Source organism: Dyella sp. LX-66 (assembly GCF_018599165.1).
GTDB lineage: Bacteria > Pseudomonadota > Gammaproteobacteria > Xanthomonadales > Rhodanobacteraceae > Dyella_D > Dyella_D marensis.
In genome coordinates, this window is sequence record NZ_JAHFVJ010000001.1 from 271,129 (window position 1) to 289,186 (window position 18,058).

Here is an 18,058-nt window from a genome sequence, read left to right on the forward strand (position 1 = left end):
CTAGCGGCGCTCCTGCGCCTGCTCCCGTGCTTCCTCCACCACTTCCTCGAACTGGCTGAGGTCGTCGCGGGCGCTCTCCGCCAGGCGGGCGTAGTGGCGGCGGATGCGCTCCAACTGCTGATCGTCCAGGTTTTCCAGGTTCAGCAAGGCGTTGTGCGCCTTGCTGCTGCAGATCAGCTCGTCCAGCTTGATCTGCAGGGCGGCGGTATCGCGGTTCTGCGTGCTCTGGATCAGGAACACCATCAGGAAGGTGATGATGGTGGTGCCGGTATTGATCACCAGCTGCCAGGTGTCGTTGAAATGGAAGATCGGGCCGGTGACCGCCCAGCCCAGGATCAGCAGCACGGCCAGCAGGAAAGCCCCCGGTCTGCCGGCGTAGCGGGCGGTGGCCTCGGCGAAGCGGCGGAATGCCGTCTGTCGGCTCATCACAGGCTCCTTCAGCTTGAACGGAGCCACACTGGCCGCCGCGGCGTCGGCAGGGCGTGAGATCGGCCCGGGGCCAAACCCCTCGGACAGCTTTCTTTCACGGTCCTGCCCTTGCCCCGCCCTCCGGCTGGTTCAACAATACGCAGCTATGAATATTCCTACCCGGTTTTCCCACCTGGCGGCTATCGAGACGCCGGCCGACCTGCGCCGCGTCTCCGACGAGGAGCTGCCGGCCGTCGCCGACGAGCTGCGCCAGTACCTGATCGAGTCCGTGGCCAGCTCGGGCGGGCATTTCGGGGCGGGACTGGGCGTGGTCGAGCTGACCGTGGCGCTGCATCGCGTGTTCGACACGCCGCGCGACCGGCTGGTCTGGGACGTGGGCCACCAGTGCTATCCGCACAAGATTCTCACCGGCCGCCGCGACCGCATCACCACGATCAAGAAGAAGGACGGCCTGGCGCCGTTCCCGCGCCGCGAGGAAAGCGAGTACGACACCTTCGGCGTCGGCCACTCGTCCACCTCGATCTCGGCCGCGCTGGGCATGGCCATCGCCGCGCAACGCAAGGGTGACAACCGCAAGGTGGTGGCGGTGATCGGCGACGGCGCGATGACCGCCGGCATGGCCTTCGAAGCGCTCAACCACGGCGGCGACGTCGAGCCGAACATGCTGGTCGTGTTCAACGACAACGGCATGTCGATCAGCGAGAACGTCGGCGCGTTGACCAAGATGATGGCCCGCGCCATGGCCAGCCACACGCTCAACGCCTGGCGCGAGCGGGCCAAGCGGGCGATCCCGAAGCAATCCTTCTTCGGCCGCTTTTTCAAGCGCTGGGAAGAGCACGCCAAGGGCATGTTCGTGCCCAGCACGCTGTTCGAAGAACTGGGCTTCCACTACACGGGCCCGATCGACGGCCACAACATCCCGCAGCTGCTGCACGCGCTGCGCATGGTGAAGGACCTGCCCGGCCCGCAGCTGCTGCACGTGGTCACCACCAAGGGCAAGGGCTATGCCCCGGCCGAACAGGCGCAGATCGAATACCACGCGGTCGGCCCGTTCGACCCGCAGGCCGGCCTGGTGAAGAAATCCGGCCCGGCCAAGCCGACCTATACCGACGTGTTCAGCGACTGGCTGTGCGACCAGGCCGCCGCCGACGAACGCCTGCTCGGCATCACCCCGGCGATGCGCGAAGGCTCGGGCCTGGTGCGTTTCTCCAAGGAATATCCGCAGCGCTATTTCGACGTGGCGATCGCCGAGCAGCACGCGGTGACCCTGGCCGCGGGCATGGCCTGCGAAGGCGCCAAGCCGGTGGTGGCGATCTACTCCACCTTCCTGCAGCGCGCCTACGACCAGGCCATCCACGACGTGGCGCTGCAGAACCTGGACGTGACCTTCGCCATCGACCGCGCCGGCGTGGTCGGCCCGGACGGCGCCACCCACGCGGGCAGCTTCGATCTTTCGTTCCTGCGCTGCCTGCCGAACATGGTGATCATGGCGCCGGCCGACGAGAACGAGTGCCGCATGATGCTCAGCACCGGCTTCGCTTACGACGGCCCGGCCGCGGTGCGCTATCCGCGCGGCACCGGCCCCGGCGTGGCGCTGCGCAAGGAATTGGAAACGCTGCCGCTGGGCAAGGCGGAACTGCGCCGCCGCGGCCGCCGCCTGGCCCTGCTCAGCTTCGGCGCGATGCTCGCGCCGGCGGTGGAGATCGCCGCGGAGCTGGACGCCACTTTGGTGAACATGCGCTTCGTGAAACCGCTGGACGAAGCGATGATCCTGGAGCTGGCCAAGACCCACGAAGCCTTCGTCACCCTGGAAGACAACGCCATCGCCGGCGGCGCCGGCTCGGGCGTGGCCGAGTGCCTGGCCGCGCATGGCGTGACCTTGCCGATCCTGCACCTGGGCCTGCCCGATGTGTATCTGGAACACGGCAGCCGCGAGGAAGTGCTGACCATGGCGGGGCTGGACCTGCCGGGGATCCGCAATGCGATCCGCGCGCGATTTCCCCAGTTTGCTGCTGCCGCTTCGGCCTGAATCCTAAACCGCGAACGTCTCTCACTGCCGTCATTCCGGCGCAGGCCGGAATCCAGTAGCGACGGCGCTCAATTGTCGCGTCGACGCTTGAGAGCAAAAACTCTGTAGCCATATCGCTAAACCTCGCGTTATCGCTACTGGATTCCGGCCTGCGCCGGAATGACGAGCAAAAAAAGGCCGCCCCGATCGCTCGGGGCGGCCTTTTCGTTTTCGCACAACCCGCTTACTTCAATCCATTTGAAATAGCTTTGATCAGCGTGCCGTTCGCATCGTCCCCGCTGAATTCCCACGAGAACGCGCCGCCCAGCGACTGCGCCTTCACGTAGTTCATCTTGCGCTGGATGTTGGCCGGATCGTCGAAGTTCCAGAACGTGCTGCCGTTGAAGATCCAGTGCGCGCCGGCCGCGGTGTCGTCATAGCTGGGATAGCCCAGGTTCTTGAGCACCTTGTAGTCCTCGATGCCCGCCTCGTAGGTGCCCGGCGCCGCCGTGGTACTGGCCTGGAACAGGCCGTTGTTGCTGTTGGGCACGTTGGTCCAGCCGCGGCCGTAGAAGCCGATGCCCAGGTTGATCTTGGCGGCTGGCATGCCCGCGGCAATCAAAGCCTGGATGGCGTCGTTGGTGTTGTACTTGGCTGCATCGCCGGTGGAGGGATCGCCCGCCGGCTTGTACAGCGCGGAGTGGAAGTTGGTCGGGCTTTCCCAGGCCCCGTGGAAGTCGTACGTCATCAGGTTGACGAAGTCGATCGACGAGGCGTACTGGCTGGGCTGGGTCACGCGGATCTTGTCCACGCCCGCGCCGCCGGCGATGGTCAGCAACAGGCCCGGACGCACCGCATCGAGCTGGCGGCGGAACTCGGCCAGCAGGGCGGTGAAGTTCGCGGTGTCCTCGCTGCCGCCGCAGCTCAGGCCGCACGCGGCCGGATACTCCCAGTCGATATCGATGCCGTCGAACACGCCGGCTGCCGCACCCGCACCGCCGGCGCTGTCGGTCACCGGCAGGTTGCCCTTGATGTAGGCGTCGATGCACGAAGCCACGAAGGCCTGGCGATTGGCCGGCTGCGCCGCGCTGGCGAAACCGCGCGACCAGGTCCAGCCGCCCAGCGAGATCAGCACCTTCAGGTTGGGATACTTCGCCTTCAGTTCCTTGAGCTGGTTCCAGTTGCCGCGCAGCGGCTGGTCCCAGGTATCGCCCACGCCGCTGACGCTGCTGCCGGCGTCGTACGACTTGGTGTAGTCGGCATACGCATCGCCGCCGACGCCCGTATTCGGATCGGAAGCCTGCGTCACGCCCACTTCGCACTTGTTGTTGCGCACGTTGCCGAAGGCGTAATTGATGTGCGTGAGTACCGCCGCCGAGCCGCTGGTGTCGATGTTCTTCACCTGGTAATTGCGGCCGTAGATGCCCCACTGCACGAAGTAGCCGATCACGCGCTTGCCGCCACCGCCGCCGCCTGCACTGGTCTTGGCATTGATCGCGGAGCTCTGCGCGGAGGCGTTGCCAGCGTTGTCGCGCGCACGCACCGTGTAGCTGTAGGTGGTGCTCGCAGCCAGCCCGGTGTCGGTATAGCTGGTGGCCGATGTGGAGCCGACCAGCGTGCCGTTGCGGTACACGTCGTAGCCGGCCACGCCGCTGCCGCCACTGTTGTCGGTGGAAGCGCTCCAGCTCAGCGACACGGTGCTGGCCGTCTGCGACGGCGAAGCCAGGCCCTGCGGCACGCTCGGCGGCGTGGTATCGCCACCGCTGTTGGGATTGACCGTGATGCTGACGGTGGAAGAAGTCGTGGACAGTCCGCCGTTATCGGTAGCTACGGCTTTGAGCGTGTAGCTGCCGGCCGGCACGTTGCTCCAGGTCACCGAATACGGTGTCGTGGTTTTCGCGCCCAGCGAGGTGGAGCCGTTGAAGAACTCGACCTTGCTCACCGTGCCGTCGCTGTCGCTGGCATTGGCGCTCACCGTAATGCTGGCGCCGGCGGTAAACGTGGCGCCATTGGCCGGCGATGTGAGAGCCACCGACGGCGGCTGGTTGCTGCTGGAACCGCATTGACCGAGGTCCTGATACCAGCCGCAGCTCGGACAGTAGTCCGGCGGCGTATTCCAGATCTGCGTGGACGCCTGGTACAGATGGTTGTTGTAGACCATCTTGTCGCCCGCGTTGTAGATGGTGGTGGCGTTCCACGCCGCCACGCCCGCGCAGCTTGCGCTCTGCGCGCCGACCGCTCCACTCCACAGTGCTGCCGGCAGCATGGCTAGCAGCAGGAGAACCCTCAACAGGTTGCGCATGACACGACTCCGTGATCGAAAGGATTCGAACGCCGGATGCGATGACGCTGGAACGCCGGATGCGCTGGCGCAGCGCCGTCATGCGCGCTGCCCGAAGAACGGATGCCCGGCCCCCACCGGATGCCCGCCTCCCTCCCGACGATGTGGCGCCCTCCCCGGCTCCCCATCAGCACTGGCGCCCAGGCGCCAGCCGCTGCACTGGACTCCTGTCTGACAACGTTGTCAATCCTGTCCTGCGCAAGACTGCGCGGAAGAGCACGTTTTTGCGATGCGCGCAGACGGCCACCACGCCGGCGGCGTGGTGGCCAAGTGAAAACCAAGTAAGCGGAGCGCTAGCGGCGGCCGCCGGAGACGCGGCCGCGGCCTTCCAGGTCGGTGGCGGTGAAGACGTCGGTGTAGCCAGCCTGCTCCAGCAGCGCACGCACCGGCGCGCCCTGGTTCCAGCCGTGTTCCAGCAGCAACCAGCCACCCGGGACGAGATGGCCCGGCGCACCGGTGACGATCTCGCGGATCGCATCCAGCCCGTCGGCGCCGGAAGCCAGCGCCGTGGCGGGTTCGTAGCGCAGATCGCCCTCGCCGAGGTGCGGATCGGCGGATTCGATGTAGGGCGGGTTGGAAACGACCAGATCGAAGCGCTCGCCGGACAACGGTGTCATCCATGTCCCATGCAGAAAGCGCACGCGCCCCAGGCCCAGCCGCTGTGCATTGCCACGCGCCACCGCGAGCGCATCCACACTCAAGTCGACCGCAGCCACTTCCGCTCTCGGGCGTTCCTTCGCAATGGCCAGCGCAATCGCACCGCTGCCCGTGCCCAGATCCACCACGCGGCAGGCACGATCGGGCGGCAGGCGTTCCAACGCCAGCTCCACCAGCAGTTCGGTTTCCGGCCGCGGGATCAGCGTGGCCGGCGTGACATCCAGTTCCAGCGACCAGAAGCCGCGGCGGCCGGTGATGTAAGCCACCGGCTCGCCTGCCTCGCGCCGCGCGACCATCGCTTCGAAGGCCGCGCGGGTGGTGTCATCCAGGACGTCGGTGTCGTGCGCGATCAGCCAGGCGCGCGGCTTGTCCAGCGCGTGCAGCAGCAGCGCCTCGGCATCGATCCGTTCGCCGAGGCGCTGCGTCGCCGCAGCCAGCGCGCCGCGCACATCAACCATCGTGACGTTCCGGCTGCTGCGGCGGCAGTTCGGGCGGCATCGCGGCGGGACGCGCCGGCTTCGGTTCGCCCTTGCGCCAATAGCCTTCGCGCGTCCAGGCCTCGAAACCCCAGCGCAGCCAGCCGATCAGCGCATTGGCCAGCCACAGCGCCCACAGCAGCATGGCGATCTTGTAGGCCCACAGCGACACGCTGAACACGCCGCCGCGCGGCAGCACGTCGGTGGTCTGGTCGGCAAACCAGCGCAACTGCCAGGCCGTGGAGCCGTTGCCGGCGACATGCATGTCCGGCAGGCCGAGCAACCCCTTCGGCACCGCCGAGATCAGCACCACCAGCGCGATCACCGTGAAGAAGGCCAGCGCGATCTGCAGCAGGTTGAAGCCCACCGCACCAAGTCGCTCCGGCGGTGCCCTGCGCGCACGCAGGCCCAGCACGATCAGCCACACCACCACGAGTGCATACGCGCTCCAGGCGAATGCGGAGAAGCCCAGGCCCAGCAGCAGCCAGTGATGGAAGCGCAGCGGCGTCGGTGCGTAGCGCGCCAGCAGCCAGGCCACCAGCAACAGCACCACCAGCTGCGACCAGTACAGCACGGCAGGGCCAGCAGTCGGACCCCAGGTCCACAGCACCCAGCGATCCTCCGGCAGCTTCACGCCCAGATACAGGTTGGCCGCGGATGCGCCCAGCCCCAGCTGCGCACTGCGCGTCGCCGCGGCAATGCCGTGCGGCTCGCGCAGACGCAGTTCGAACCAGTGCGCGCCCGGCAGCAGCGGCAGGCTCAGCTTGCCGTCGCGCACGGCCAGGCTCAGCGGCTGGTCGTCGCGCTTGGCTTCCAGCAGCTCCGCGCCGGCTGGCAGCACGATGACGTGCTCGCCGCCACGCGTGCTGCGCGCCTGCAGCTTCATGGTGGTCTCGGTGGCGCGATCGCCCACCGTGCTGTTCAAGGTCACCGAGTCGAAGGCGAGACTGTCGCCGGCCAGCGCCTTGGGCTGGGTCACCGCCAGATGCAGCACCTCGCCCGGCAGCGGACGGAACGCCAGCGCGCCGTCGTTCTGGCTGGCCGGCACACCGTCGCCGTCGACATGCCACATCGGCGCGGCCTGCACTTCCCAGTACTCCGCACGCTCGCCCAGCGCCGGCGCCTTCAGTTCCAGCTTGTCGGCATGATCGAGACGGCTGGTCCAGCTCACTTCCTGCTGGTTGCCGTTGAAGGTCACGCCGATCAGGCCGTCGTGCACGCGGATGTCATCGCCTAACGGGTGCTCGCCCGGCAGCAGCGGCAGGTCGAGGCTGAAGCCGCCGTCGCTCGGCGCAACACGCGTCACCGTGGTTTCCACGGTCCAGTCCACGCCCAGCACCAGCACGCGCTGCACCGTGACGTAAGGCGGGAAGGCCTGGCTGTTGGCGGTGACTTCCTTGCCATCGGCGCCGGCACGCACGCGGTGCAGCGAAAGGCTGTCGCCCAGGGCGCGCCCCTCGTCCACACCGTCGATCGCCCAACCCTGTCCGGCGAAGGCCACGCGCTGCGGATGCAGGGCGAAGCGCAGGCTCACGGTATCGGCCGCCACCGCGCGGTAGCGCAGCGACAGGCGATGCACGCCGCGCTCGATGCGCACCAGGGTCTGCGCTCCGCGCTGCGCCAGCGCCGCATCGGCATGGCCATCGACGCCGACGCTCTGCAACTGCAGGGAGGCATCCGGCTGCGGCAGCGGCACCGCCACCGGCGCGCCCACATGCAATTCCAGATCGACATCGATCTGATCGCCATTCGCCTGGATCTGCGCGGCAGCCACCGCCGCGCAGTTCGGCACGCACTTCGGCGCTTCGGTCAGGCGCTGACGCAACTGCTGCAACAACGCTTCGTTCGGCAGTGCATCCTGCGCATGCGTGATCTGCGGCACCAGCGCGATCAGCAGCAACGCAGCGCTCGCACGCGCGAACGGCCAGCGCGGCGCACCGCCGTCGCTCGGGCGGAACACGCGCAGCACGATGCGCGCGAGCAAGGCCGCCAGCAGCACCAGCATGGCGAAGCGCAGCAGCCGCACCAGCCAGGACGGCGCAATCACCAGGCGCGTGGTCTGCTCGGCGGTGACAGGACCAGACCAGCCCAGGCGATAGTTGTTGCCAACATTCCAACCCGGTTCGCCGTGGCCGGCCTGGATGATGTTGCGGGTGTCGGCCTGCTGCGAGAAACGGTTGCCGGCCTGGATGACCGACGCGGACACGACGATGCTGCTCAGGCCCTTCGCCTTGCTGACGTAACCCTCGGAGACGTTCGCATCGTAGGGAGGCGCGGGAGGCGGAGGCGGAGGCGGTGCCGGCAACGCTTCCGGAGCCGAAACCGCTTCACTGGATGCTTCTTCGACCGCAGGAGCGGGCGCCACCTGCCGGCGCGCTTCCGCCTTGTCCATCTGCTCCATCGCGTCCAGCGACGGTGCGGGCTTGGGCTCGGTCCAGGCGACGGCAACCGGCATCGCCTCACCCTGTTCCAGTTGCGGATGCAACACGTAATCCATCTGCGTCGCCGCGAACGGCAAGGACCACAGCACTGCCAACGCCAGCACGGCACCCGCGCCGATGCGCGAACCCAGACGCAGCTTGCCTTCCGGCAACGCACGCGCCAGCAAAGCCAAGGCAAGCGCAACGCCGAGCGTCCAGCGCGGCGCGCCGGATTCATGCTGCGACAGCGCAAGGAAGGCGATCGCCAGCAAGGCCCACGGCCAGCCCATCAGGCGGCCCGCCAGCAACGCGATCAACGCAACCACGAACAGATCGAGCAGGCTCCACTGCGCAATCCACGAATCCGGCGAGCGATCCGCGCCGGATGCACCGAGCAGGCGATAGCCGTACGGCAGATGCAAAGTCGCCTCTATGTTCTCCAGCGGCAACTGCCAACCGCCGCTCGGCAGCGAACCGCCGTGCGGCAGGCGCAGACCCGCGCTCAGATTCAATTGCGATTCGCGCAGCTCCACGCCGCTGCGTCCGTTCTCGCCGCTGGTGACCAGCAGCGGCGTCTCGCCCTGCGCCGCGCGCTGCAACTGCCACGGCGCGCTCACGTCCAGGCGCTGGCTCTTGCGCAGCGTGCCGGTGAGGCGGTCGCTGACATTGAGTCCGCGGCCATCGAAGTCCAGCCAGATCTGCCGCTGCACCTGCACCTGGTCGCCCTGCCCGCCTTCGCTGCCGCGCGTGCCCTGCTCGATGGCGAGGCCCTGGTTGTCGTCCAGCGCAAACGCCGGCAATTCGCGCCAGTCATCCGGCACGCCGGCCTGCGCGGCATCGGTGGGCTGGCCTTCCACGCGCGTGCTGCGCAGTTCGGTGTTGTCCTGGTAGCTCCAGACTTCCTGGCGCGGCCAGGGCTCGGCCGGCAGCTTCAGCGCCACTTGCTTGAGCACATCGGTACCGCGCGAAGTGAGGTCCAGCGTCCATTGGCCCGGGCGCAGCTGGATGCGCAGCCGGCCGTCGCTTTCCAGCCGCGCCGGCAGGTTGCTGCTCAGCGAAGTGGCGACGAAGCCCTGCGGCAGCGCCGGACCGAGCAGCTGCTCGCGCGCGCTGCCGGTGACGTTGATCTGCAGATGCGTTTCCAGCGTCGACGGCAGGCCATCTTCCAGCCGGCGATAGACGCGCAAGGACAAGGCATCCGCCGCGCGCTGCGCCGCGGCGGCTTCGCCGAGCGTCAGCTGGTCGCCGTTGCGTTCGACGCGGGTGACCGCAGCGCCATCCACGTTCAACGCCACCAGGCCGATCGAAGCCGGCACGCGCAGACGCGCGGGCCGCGAAGTCCACGGCAACACGCCATGCACGCTGTAGTCGCCCGGTTCCAGCCACACCGACGGCTCACCGCCGCGCTCGAGCACCGCCAGCGCCTTCGCGCCGGCCGCGACTTGCTGCGGCCAGCTGCGCGCATCGCCGGGGAGGGTCACCCAGCTGGGCGCATCCACATGCACGTCGAGGGAGAAGCGGCCGCCATCCTTGCCGGCATCCACGCCCAGCCGCCCGGGCCAGGCGCATTGCACATTGCCCGGCCCCTGGTTGGCGAGAAATGGACAGGCATGCTGCGGCACGTCGTGCAGCACCCAGTCCTGCCAATTGCGCAGCGGCGGCGGCACGTCCTGCGCCAGCACGGGCGCCGCGAGCGCCCACAGACCCAACAGCCATCCCCATCGACGCATACCTGTCTCCCTTGGGCCGTCAGTGGCCGCGACGCAGTGTGGTGGAACGGCGCCATCGGTGACAACGCCGTGAAGGGTGCAACGCGGGGGTTGGCGATGCGGGGTTGGCGCCGGGCATAAAAAAACCGGGCGGCTCGCGCCGCCCGGTGGGTCACTGCTGTCGTGACAATCAGTGCCGCTGGATCAACGCAGGATCGCGGCCGGATCCTGCTTGGCCTTCAGCGCGGAGCACAGCAGCGTGGACTCGGTGTTCTGAGCCAGGCCACGTTCGGCGCCGGTGACTTCCTTGGCGCGGGTCTTGAAGAACTCCTGCAGGCGGTCCGCCTCGGCCTTGGAGCAGCCGCCGCCGCCCATCAGACCCGGCAGCCGGCCGCCGGCGAAGCTGCCGGTGCGCGCCACGATCTTGTCGTAGTTCGCCACCGACCACTTCCACACCGCATCGCGGCCGGCCTGGGTGTCGCGGTTGCCGCGCAGCAGCGCAGCCATCTCGCCCACCTTCACCGACTTGTCCAGCGACAGGTCGCGCACGCGCTCGGCCTGCGCCGCATCGCTGGCTTCGGCCAGGCCCGCCAGGATGGCATTGCGCTGCGCCGGGTCGCTGGTCTTCGGCAACTGGGCGATCAGCGTATCGACCGCGCTCTTGCCGTGTTCCTGCACCGACACGCCGAGCGCGCTGGCCAGCAGGTTGGAGTCGGCGGCGGCGAAGTCCAGGCTGCCGTCGGCCTTGCCCTTGAGCACCGCGTCGCCCTGCTTGAGCAGTTCGGCGCGCACTTCCGGCAGCTTCACGTCCAGGCCGAGGAAGTTTGCCAGGGTGGCGCGCTGCAGGGAGTCGCCGTCCGGCTCGCCGTCCTTGTGCTTGTAGCCCAGGCTCTGCAGTTCCGGCAGGTAGGAGGACTTGGCCCAGGCCACCAGCTTGGCGCGCTGCGCGTCGGTGGTGGCGAGCTGGTCGTAGATCCAGCCGAAGGTGTTCATCGGCGCGGTGGACACCTCGCGCACCTTCGAACCGGTGAGCGGCTTGAGCGCGGCCAGCGCGGAGCCGGCGTCGATGTCGCCGCGGCGGAACGCGGCATTCACCGCATCGCCGTAGGCCAGCTGCTCGGCGTCGGCCAGCTTGCCGATCTGCTTGCCGAGCGTGGCCAGGTCGGCCTTGTCCATGCTGAAGCGGTAATAGCCCGAGCCATTGGCATTGGGCATCACCCAGCTCTGCGCGGTGGCACCCGGCAACGCCATGGTGCCCTGCGCCTTGTCGAGCAGTTCGCAGGCAACCTTGCTGCCGTCGGCGGTGGCGTAGCGCACGCACACCGGCACGCCCCACACGTGGTTGGCATCGCCGGTGCTGCCCAGCGGCAGGTAGCGGCTCTGGGTCAGGTGCAGCACGGTCTTGCCGCCTTCCTGCGCCAGCTTGGTCTGCACGTACGGCACGCCCGGCTGGTTGAGGAAGCTCTTGAACGCGTTCTTGAAGTCCTCGCCCTTGTCGGCGGCCTTGGCGATCGAGTCGATCAGGTCCTCGGCGGTGGCGTTGCCGAACTTGTGTTCCTGGATATAGCCGCGCATGCCCTTCTGGAACACCGGCTCGCTGACATAACCCTCGAACATGCCAAGCACCGCGGCACCCTTCTGGTAGGTGATGCCGTCGAACGCGGTTTCGATGTCGCCGTTGCCGGTGATCGGCTGGCGGATCTTGCGCGTGGTGACCAGGCTGTCGCCGTTCATCGCGCCCTGCGCGCCGCGCACGCGGTCGAGATCGGCGCGGTATTCCGGATGCACCTTCTGCGTGACCTTCTGCTGCATCCAGGTGGCGAACGCCTCGTTGAGCCACAGGTCGTCCCACCAGCCCATGGTCACGGTGTCGCCGGTCCACTGGTGCGCCAGCTCATGCGCGGTGACATTGAAGGAGCCGCGCACGTACTGAGCGGCGGAATCCTTGTCGAGCAGCAGCAGCCAGTCGCGGAAGGTGACCAGGCCCGGGTTCTCCATCGCGCCGGCGGAGAAGTCCGGGGCGGCGAGCAGGTCGAGCTTGTCGAACGGATAGCCGAAGCCGTAGTAGTCCTCCAGCGCCTTGATGATGCTCGGCGTCTCGCCCAGCACGTGCTGCATGCGATGGCCTTCGCCCTTGGCGGCGATGCCGCGCAGGTCGGTGGCCTGCTTGCGGTATTCGGAAGCGGGGATGATCGGGCCGTTGACCACGTCCCACGGACCCACGCCGAACGCCACCAGATAGGTGGGCAGCGGCTGGGTGGTGGCGAAGGTGAGGGTCTTCCAGCCGGCGGCGGCCTTCTCTTCCTTCACCTGCTTGGTGTTGGCGATGCCGACTTCATCGGTGGGGATAGTCAGCTTCAGGTCGAACGGCGTCTTGAACGAGGGCTCGTCGAAACCGGGGAAGGCGAAGCGCGCGCTGATCGGCTCCATCTGCGTCATCGCGTACGGCTGGCCTTCGTGGCTGACTTTGTACAGGCCCTGCAGCTGCTGGTTGAGCGGCGCGGTGTACTCGATCGCCACGGTCAGTTCCTGCGGCTGCATGGTGGCGCCGAGATCGATGCGCACCACGCCTTCTTTCGGCGCCACGTCCACGTACTTGCCGGCGTGCGTCTTGCCCTTGGCGTCGGTGATGGTGACCTTGCTCACCTTCAGCTCGCGGCCGTGCATCCAGATGTGGTCCGAGGCCTGTTCCAACTTCAATTTGATGGAAGTAGTGCCGGTGAAATCCTGCTGCTTCGGGTCCACCTTGAAGGCCAGCTGATAGGACTCCGGCATCGCCCAGCGCGGCAGCTTGCCTTGCGGCTGGTCGGAAGCGGGGACGGCGGCCAGAGCGGCACCGCAGGACGCGGCAAGGACGCTCAGCACGAGCGGGCGGACGAAACGACGCATGAGAATTTCCCCAGGGGACACAAAGAGCCTTGCAAGCTAGGAGCTGGCATGACTTCGGACACAGTGCCAGAAGACATGCCCGTCCCGTTGCTGCGCAGCATGGACAAGGCCGACGCAGCGAAAGCCGCCCATGAAAAAACCGGCGGCGAAGGGGGGGCTTCGCCGCCGGTGGGGAACCGCGCGCCTGCGGGGGGAGGGCAAGGATGGCGCGCGGGTGGAGCAACCGGTTGGTGAGGTGAACTTTAGGCGCCCCGGCCAGATTGCTCCAATTGATTGTTCTCATGATCGTGATAGATTCCGGCTATTGCCCTCGCCCGCCGCGGCCATCCCCATGAATCTGCGCGATCTCCAGTACCTCGTCGCCCTCGCCGAGCACCGCCACTTCGGCCGCGCGGCCGAGGCCAGCTTCGTCAGCCAGCCCACGCTGTCGACCCAGATCAAGAAGCTGGAAGACGAACTGGGCGTGCCGCTGGTGGAGCGCACGCCGCGCAAGGTGCTGCTGACCGAAACCGGCCGCGAGATCGCCCGCCGCGCGCGCGGCGTGCTGTCGGAGATCGACGAGATCAAGGCCATCGCGCAGCGCACGCGCGATCCGGAATCGGGCACGTTGCGCTTAGGGATCTTCCCTACCCTCGGCCCCTACCTGCTGCCGCATCTGGTGCCGCTGGTGCGCCAGCGCTTTCCGCGGCTGGAACTGCTGCTGGTGGAGGAAAAGACCGAGCAGGTGATCCGCATGCTGCGCGAAGGCTCGCTGGACGTCGGCGTGCTCGCCCTGCCGCTGCACGAAGACAGCCTGCATACGGAGTTCCTGTTCGAGGAACCTTTCGTACTGGCGGTGCCGGAAAGCCACCCGCTGGCGCATAAGAAACATCGTCTCAAGCTGGGCGATCTGGAAGACGAAAGCCTGCTGCTGCTGGAAGACGGCCACTGCATGCGCGACCAGGCGCTGGAGGTCTGCCAGCTGGCCGGCGCGGGCGAACGCTCGGGCTTCCGCGCCACCAGCCTGGAAACGCTGCGCCAGATGGTCGCCGCCAATGTCGGTATCACCCTGCTGCCGACGCTCGCGATCAAGCCGCCGGTGGCGCGCACCGACAACGTGCATCTGGTGGAATTCGCCGGCCATCCGCCCAGCCGGCGGATCGCCCTGGTATGGCGTAAGAGTTCGTCGGTAGGAAATTTTCTTAAGCGGTTCGCGGAAGTCATCCGCAGCATGCCGCCCGAACTGCTGCGCCCGGAACTTAACGAATCGAAACCGGCCAGCCGCCCGCGCGCCTCGACCTAAGCGCGCGTAAGAGCCTGTTGCCGCAGGATGTGCGGCCGCACACAAACGGGCACCTAAACGGCGGATTCGCTCGCGTCCGCCCCCTCATGGAACCTTCATATTTCGGCCAGAACAATCCGCGAGATTGTTCACTCGACGCACGCCTCGAGGCTGAACAAAGGGGGGCAGATGGACTGCCGGATCGACCCACGCCGCGCCGAGCGGCGCGGTGGCCGATGGCGCGGCAGGACTAGGCGGCGAACCAGAACACGAGGTTTGAGTGCAGACAATGCCGGGCATCTTCACCGTCTCGCTGGATCTCGAGCTCTACTGGGGCGTGCGCGACGCGCGCAGCATCGAGAGCTACGAGTCCAACCTGCGCGGCGAGCGCGAAGCCATCCGCGGCATGCTGGAGCTGTTCGAAGAACACGACATCCATGCCACCTGGGCCACCCTGGGCTTCCTGTTCTACAAGGACGCCGAGGAACTGCGGCACCACCTGCCGGACGTGCTTCCCGACTACAGCCGCCAGCAGCTTTCCTCCTACCGTTACCTGCAGGAACACGCCTGGGGCAGCGACGACGATCATTTCCACTTCGCGCCGGAGATGGTCCAGCTGATCCGCGATTACGACGGCCAGGAAATCGGCACGCATACGTTCTCGCACTACTACTGCCTGGAAGACGGGCAGACGCTGGAAGCGTTCCGCGCCGACCTGAAGGCCGCGCTGGCCGCGGCGCAGGCGCACGGCATTCCCACCGCCAGCCTGGTGTTCCCGCGCAACCAGAGCAATCCGGACTACCTCGCCGTGCTCGACGAACTCGGCATCGCCTGCTATCGCGGCAACGAGAACGCGGCGTTCTACACGCCGCGCAACCAGCGCGAGCAGAATTTGATCGTGCGCGCCTCGCGCCTGCTCGATGCCTACGTCAACCTCAGCGGCTACCACACCTACGCGCTGCGCGATTGCGCGCGCAGCCGTCCGTTCAATATTCCGTCCAGCCGTTTCCTGCGTCCGTATTCGCGCCCGCTGGCGCTGCTGGAGAGCCTGCGCCTGCGCCGCATCAAGCGCGCCATGCTGGACGCGGCCACCGGCGAGCGGCTGTTCCACCTGTGGTGGCATCCGCACAACTTCGGCGCGGACACTCGCCAGAACCTGGCCTGCCTCACCGAGGTGCTCGGCTACTACGGTTATCTGCGCGAGCGCTACGGCATGCAGTCGCTCAACATGGGCGAAGTAGCCAACTTGTTGGAGGACATGCATGCCGGCCAGGCCTAGGATCGCCCTGCTTGCGGGCGAAGGCTGGTCGACCAGCGCGATGTACAACGGCCTGCGCGAGGAGTTCGAGATCGTCGCGGTGATCGTCGAACGCAAGCCCTCGGCACTGAAGATGCTGCGTTACCGTGCGCGCACGCTGGGCTGGATGGAAACCTTCGGGCAGTTCTGTTTCATCCTCTACAGCCGGCTGCTGGCGCGCGCCGCGGACATGCGCATCGCCATGCTGATGCATCGCCACGGCCTGTCGGATACGCCGATACCCGGCATCGCCGTCACCCAGGTCGAAAGCGCCAACCACAAGCGCGTGGCTTCGCTGCTGAAGAAGCTGGAGCCGCAGGCCGTGGTGGTGAACGGCACGCGCATTCTGTCGAAGAAACTGCTGGCCGCGGTGGATGCGCCGTTCATCAATACGCATATGGGGATGACGCCGGCGTATCGCGGGGTGCATGGTGGTTACTGGGCGCTGGCGAACGATGATCGCGAGCGCTGCGGGGTTACCGTGCACCTGGTGGATGAAGGGGTGGATACGGGAGGCGTGCTTTATCAGGCGCGTATCGAGCCGGAAGCAGAGGACAGCTTCGCGACGTATCCGGTGTTGCAGTTGGCGGCGGCCTTGCCGTTGATGAAGGCGGCGTTGAACGATGCGGCTGAAGGGAAGCTCGCGCCGCGTGTGGGCGAAGGGGTTTCGAAGCAGTGGTATCACCCGACGTTGTGGGGCTACTGGAAAATCAGGTCCAGCCGAGGCGTGAAATAAGAAACTCTTCTCCCCTCCGGGGAGAAGATGCGGCAGGCAGATGAGGGCCGGGGCTCGCCACAACGTAGCAACAGGGCGGGGCTTGCTTACCGTGTCTGCTTCACTGCTCCGCCCGCCCCTCACCCCAACCCTCTCCCCGGAGGGAAGAGGGAGCAGTCACTCAGGCGCCGGTGAGGCCGATCGGGCAACTCACACCCGTCCCACCCAACCCGCAATACCCCGCCGGATTCTTCGACAGATACTGCTGATGCTCCGCCTCCGCGTAATAGAACGGACCGGCGTCGGCAATCTCGGTAGTGATCCGCCCATGCCCCGCCCGATCCAGCTCCGCCTGATAGCGCTCCAACGACGCTTCCGCCGCCTCGCGCTGCGCCGGCGTGGACGTATAGATGGCCGAACGGTACTGCGTCCCCACGTCATTGCCCTGCTGCATGCCCTGGGTGGGGTCGTGGTTCTCCCAGAACGTGCGCAGCAGCGTATCCAGGCTGACCTGGGCCGGGTCGTACACCACCTGCACCACTTCCGTATGCCCGGTTTCGCCCGAGCACACTTCGCGATAGCTGGCGTTGGGGGTGTAGCCGCCGGCATAGCCGACCGCCGTGGTCAGCACGCCGGGCAATTGCCAGAACTTGCGTTCCGCGCCCCAGAAGCAGCCCATGCCGACCTGCAGCACTTCGCTGCCGGGGAAGGCTTCCGGCGTCAGCGGACGGCCATGCACGTGATGGGCGGATGGGGGCGCGATCGGCTGCGTGCGTCCAGGCAGCGCGTCCTCGCGGCGGGGCATGCGTTGTTTCCAGGCACCGATACCGAGCATTTTGATGCTCCTCCTGCGTTCGAGAGTGGACAAAATGGCGTCGGCCGACGTGCTTCTCAACACTCCGCGCCGCGCTTCTCAGTAGCGCAGCAACGCGTGCAGCGGCGTGTTCCCGGGCAGGCGATGGCGGCCTTGCAGGGCCTCCAGCTCGATCACCACGCTGGCCCCCACGCGCACCGCGCCGAGCATGTCCACCAGCCGGCAGGCGGCGTCCAGAGTGCCGCCGGTGGCGAGCACGTCGTCGACGATCAGCACTCTTTCGCCCGGACGCAGCGCATCGTTACGTGCCTCCAGCCGGTCCTTGCCGTATTCCAGCGCGTAGTCCACCGATACCACCGGCGGCGGCAGCTTGTTCGGCTTGCGCAGCGGCACGAAGCCGGCGTGCAGCTTCTGCGCCAGCGCGGCGCCGAAGATGAAACCGCGCGATTCGATCCCGCACACCGCCTGCACCCCGCTGCCCTGCCACGGTTCGGCCAGCGCGTCGATACAGCGGGCGAAGCCGCCGGCGTCGGCCAGCAAGGGCGTGATGTCGCGGAACACCACGCCGGCTTGCGGAAAATCGGGAACGGCGCGGATCAGCGCCTCGATCTGTCGGATGTTCGATTCCATGGGAACGCGCGCTGCCTGTACCGAAGGGAGCGCGCAAGCATAGCGCGCGGCGTGCTTCAGGCCGGCATGAACGAGGGTGCGTCGTCGCCGGCCTGCTCTTCGTCGCCGTACTGCTCGTCCAACGCAAGGCGCGCATCGATCAGCTCGCGCTCCACTTCGCGCACCACCGCCATCGCGGCGGGCAGGCTCGCTTCGGGCACCAGCACGGCCACGTAGTCCAGCGCCGGCAGATTGCCGACCGCGCCGGTGAGGTATTCGCCGGCAACGAAGGCGGGAATATCCGCGCTTTCCAGCGCGTCCTTCACCAGGTGGGCGTCGATCAGCGTTTCGGCTCGGTAGGCAATGCGCATGGCCGGCAAGCTACCCCCCGCCTGCCGGTGCCGCAAGAGCTTGCCGGCCGGCCGTGCGGCCT

12 protein-coding genes are annotated in these 18,058 nt (G+C 67.3%); 4 read left to right on the forward strand and 8 right to left on the reverse strand.

Annotated elements, in window-relative coordinates:
• Window positions 1–426 (reverse strand): low affinity iron permease family protein, encoded by a 426-nt coding sequence (locus tag KK141_RS01290; protein ID WP_214569668.1) that lies wholly within the window; start codon window positions 424–426, stop codon window positions 1–3.
• A 148-nt stretch (window positions 427–574) separates the two neighbouring features.
• Between KK141_RS01290 and dxs the strand changes: the two genes are divergently transcribed.
• Window positions 575–2,458, forward strand: coding sequence for a 1-deoxy-D-xylulose-5-phosphate synthase (gene dxs / locus KK141_RS01295; protein WP_214569669.1), 1,884 nt, complete (start codon window positions 575–577; stop codon window positions 2,456–2,458).
• Window positions 2,459–2,681: 223 nt separating this feature from the next.
• On the opposite strand, the gene KK141_RS01300 is transcribed toward dxs, so the two are convergent.
• The 4 genes from KK141_RS01300 to KK141_RS01315 all read right to left on the reverse strand — a co-directional run bounded on the left by KK141_RS01300 (window position 2,682) and on the right by KK141_RS01315 (window position 12,929).
• Window positions 2,682–4,703, reverse strand: coding sequence for a glycosyl hydrolase family 18 protein (locus KK141_RS01300; protein ID WP_214569786.1), 2,022 nt, complete (start codon window positions 4,701–4,703; stop codon window positions 2,682–2,684).
• A gap of 368 nt (window positions 4,704–5,071) precedes the next feature.
• Window positions 5,072–5,893: a peptide chain release factor N(5)-glutamine methyltransferase gene (gene prmC, locus KK141_RS01305; RefSeq protein ID WP_214569670.1), complete on the reverse strand. Its 822-nt coding sequence runs from the start codon at window positions 5,891–5,893 to the stop codon at window positions 5,072–5,074.
• Window positions 5,886–10,061 carry a hypothetical protein gene (locus tag KK141_RS01310; RefSeq protein ID WP_214569671.1) on the reverse strand — a complete coding sequence of 1,392 codons (4,176 nt, stop codon included), beginning with the start codon at window positions 10,059–10,061 and terminating at the stop codon, window positions 5,886–5,888. Before KK141_RS01310 ends, prmC begins: the two co-directional genes overlap by 8 nt.
• Window positions 10,062–10,244: 183 nt before the next feature.
• Window positions 10,245–12,929 (reverse strand): M1 family metallopeptidase, encoded by a 2,685-nt coding sequence (locus tag KK141_RS01315; protein ID WP_214569672.1) that lies wholly within the window; start codon window positions 12,927–12,929, stop codon window positions 10,245–10,247.
• Window positions 12,930–13,260: 331 nt separating this feature from the next.
• Between KK141_RS01315 and oxyR the strand changes: the two genes are divergently transcribed.
• The 3 genes from oxyR (at window position 13,261) to KK141_RS01330 (ending at window position 16,223) form a co-directional block, all read left to right on the forward strand.
• On the forward strand, window positions 13,261–14,211 hold the full coding sequence (gene oxyR, locus KK141_RS01320; RefSeq protein WP_214569673.1) for a DNA-binding transcriptional regulator OxyR: 951 nt from the start codon (window positions 13,261–13,263) through the stop codon (window positions 14,209–14,211).
• A gap of 268 nt (window positions 14,212–14,479) precedes the next feature.
• A complete protein-coding gene (locus KK141_RS01325) occupies window positions 14,480–15,469 on the forward strand; it encodes a polysaccharide deacetylase family protein (protein WP_214569787.1) in 990 nt (329 codons plus the stop codon).
• Window positions 15,453–16,223 (forward strand): formyl transferase, encoded by a 771-nt coding sequence (locus KK141_RS01330; protein ID WP_214569674.1) that lies wholly within the window; start codon window positions 15,453–15,455, stop codon window positions 16,221–16,223. Before KK141_RS01325 ends, KK141_RS01330 begins: the two co-directional genes overlap by 17 nt.
• A gap of 160 nt (window positions 16,224–16,383) precedes the next feature.
• Here KK141_RS01330 and msrA read toward each other — a convergent pair whose 3' ends face one another.
• The 3 genes from msrA to KK141_RS01345 form a co-directional block, all read right to left on the reverse strand.
• Complete coding sequence (msrA, locus tag KK141_RS01335; RefSeq protein WP_214569675.1) at window positions 16,384–17,037, reverse strand: peptide-methionine (S)-S-oxide reductase MsrA; 654 nt, start codon at window positions 17,035–17,037, stop codon at window positions 16,384–16,386.
• Window positions 17,038–17,115: 78 nt separating this feature from the next.
• Complete coding sequence (locus KK141_RS01340; RefSeq protein ID WP_250901474.1) at window positions 17,116–17,646, reverse strand: adenine phosphoribosyltransferase; 531 nt, start codon at window positions 17,644–17,646, stop codon at window positions 17,116–17,118.
• A gap of 56 nt (window positions 17,647–17,702) precedes the next feature.
• Window positions 17,703–17,996 carry a DUF2007 domain-containing protein gene (locus tag KK141_RS01345; RefSeq protein ID WP_214569676.1) on the reverse strand — a complete coding sequence of 98 codons (294 nt, stop codon included), beginning with the start codon at window positions 17,994–17,996 and terminating at the stop codon, window positions 17,703–17,705.
• Window positions 17,997–18,058 lie beyond the last annotated feature (62 nt).

Excerpts from the sequence above, each read along its gene's own strand:
- KK141_RS01290 (WP_214569668.1), bottom strand. The coding sequence starts at position 426 with ATGAGCCGACAGACGGCATTCCGCCGCTTCGCCGAGGCCACCGCCCGC.
- dxs (WP_214569669.1), top strand. The coding sequence starts at position 575 with ATGAATATTCCTACCCGGTTTTCCCACCTGGCGGCTATCGAGACGCCG.
- KK141_RS01300 (WP_214569786.1), bottom strand. The coding sequence starts at position 4,703 with ATGCTGCCGGCAGCACTGTGGAGTGGAGCGGTCGGCGCGCAGAGCGCA.
- prmC (WP_214569670.1), bottom strand. The coding sequence starts at position 5,893 with ATGGTTGATGTGCGCGGCGCGCTGGCTGCGGCGACGCAGCGCCTCGGC.
- KK141_RS01310 (WP_214569671.1), bottom strand. The coding sequence starts at position 10,061 with ATGCGTCGATGGGGATGGCTGTTGGGTCTGTGGGCGCTCGCGGCGCCC.
- KK141_RS01315 (WP_214569672.1), bottom strand. The coding sequence starts at position 12,929 with ATGCGTCGTTTCGTCCGCCCGCTCGTGCTGAGCGTCCTTGCCGCGTCC.
- oxyR (WP_214569673.1), top strand. The coding sequence starts at position 13,261 with ATGAATCTGCGCGATCTCCAGTACCTCGTCGCCCTCGCCGAGCACCGC.
- KK141_RS01325 (WP_214569787.1), top strand. The coding sequence starts at position 14,480 with ATGCCGGGCATCTTCACCGTCTCGCTGGATCTCGAGCTCTACTGGGGC.
- KK141_RS01330 (WP_214569674.1), top strand. The coding sequence starts at position 15,453 with ATGCCGGCCAGGCCTAGGATCGCCCTGCTTGCGGGCGAAGGCTGGTCG.
- msrA (WP_214569675.1), bottom strand. The coding sequence starts at position 17,037 with ATGCTCGGTATCGGTGCCTGGAAACAACGCATGCCCCGCCGCGAGGAC.
- KK141_RS01340 (WP_250901474.1), bottom strand. The coding sequence starts at position 17,646 with ATGGAATCGAACATCCGACAGATCGAGGCGCTGATCCGCGCCGTTCCC.
- KK141_RS01345 (WP_214569676.1), bottom strand. The coding sequence starts at position 17,996 with ATGCGCATTGCCTACCGAGCCGAAACGCTGATCGACGCCCACCTGGTG.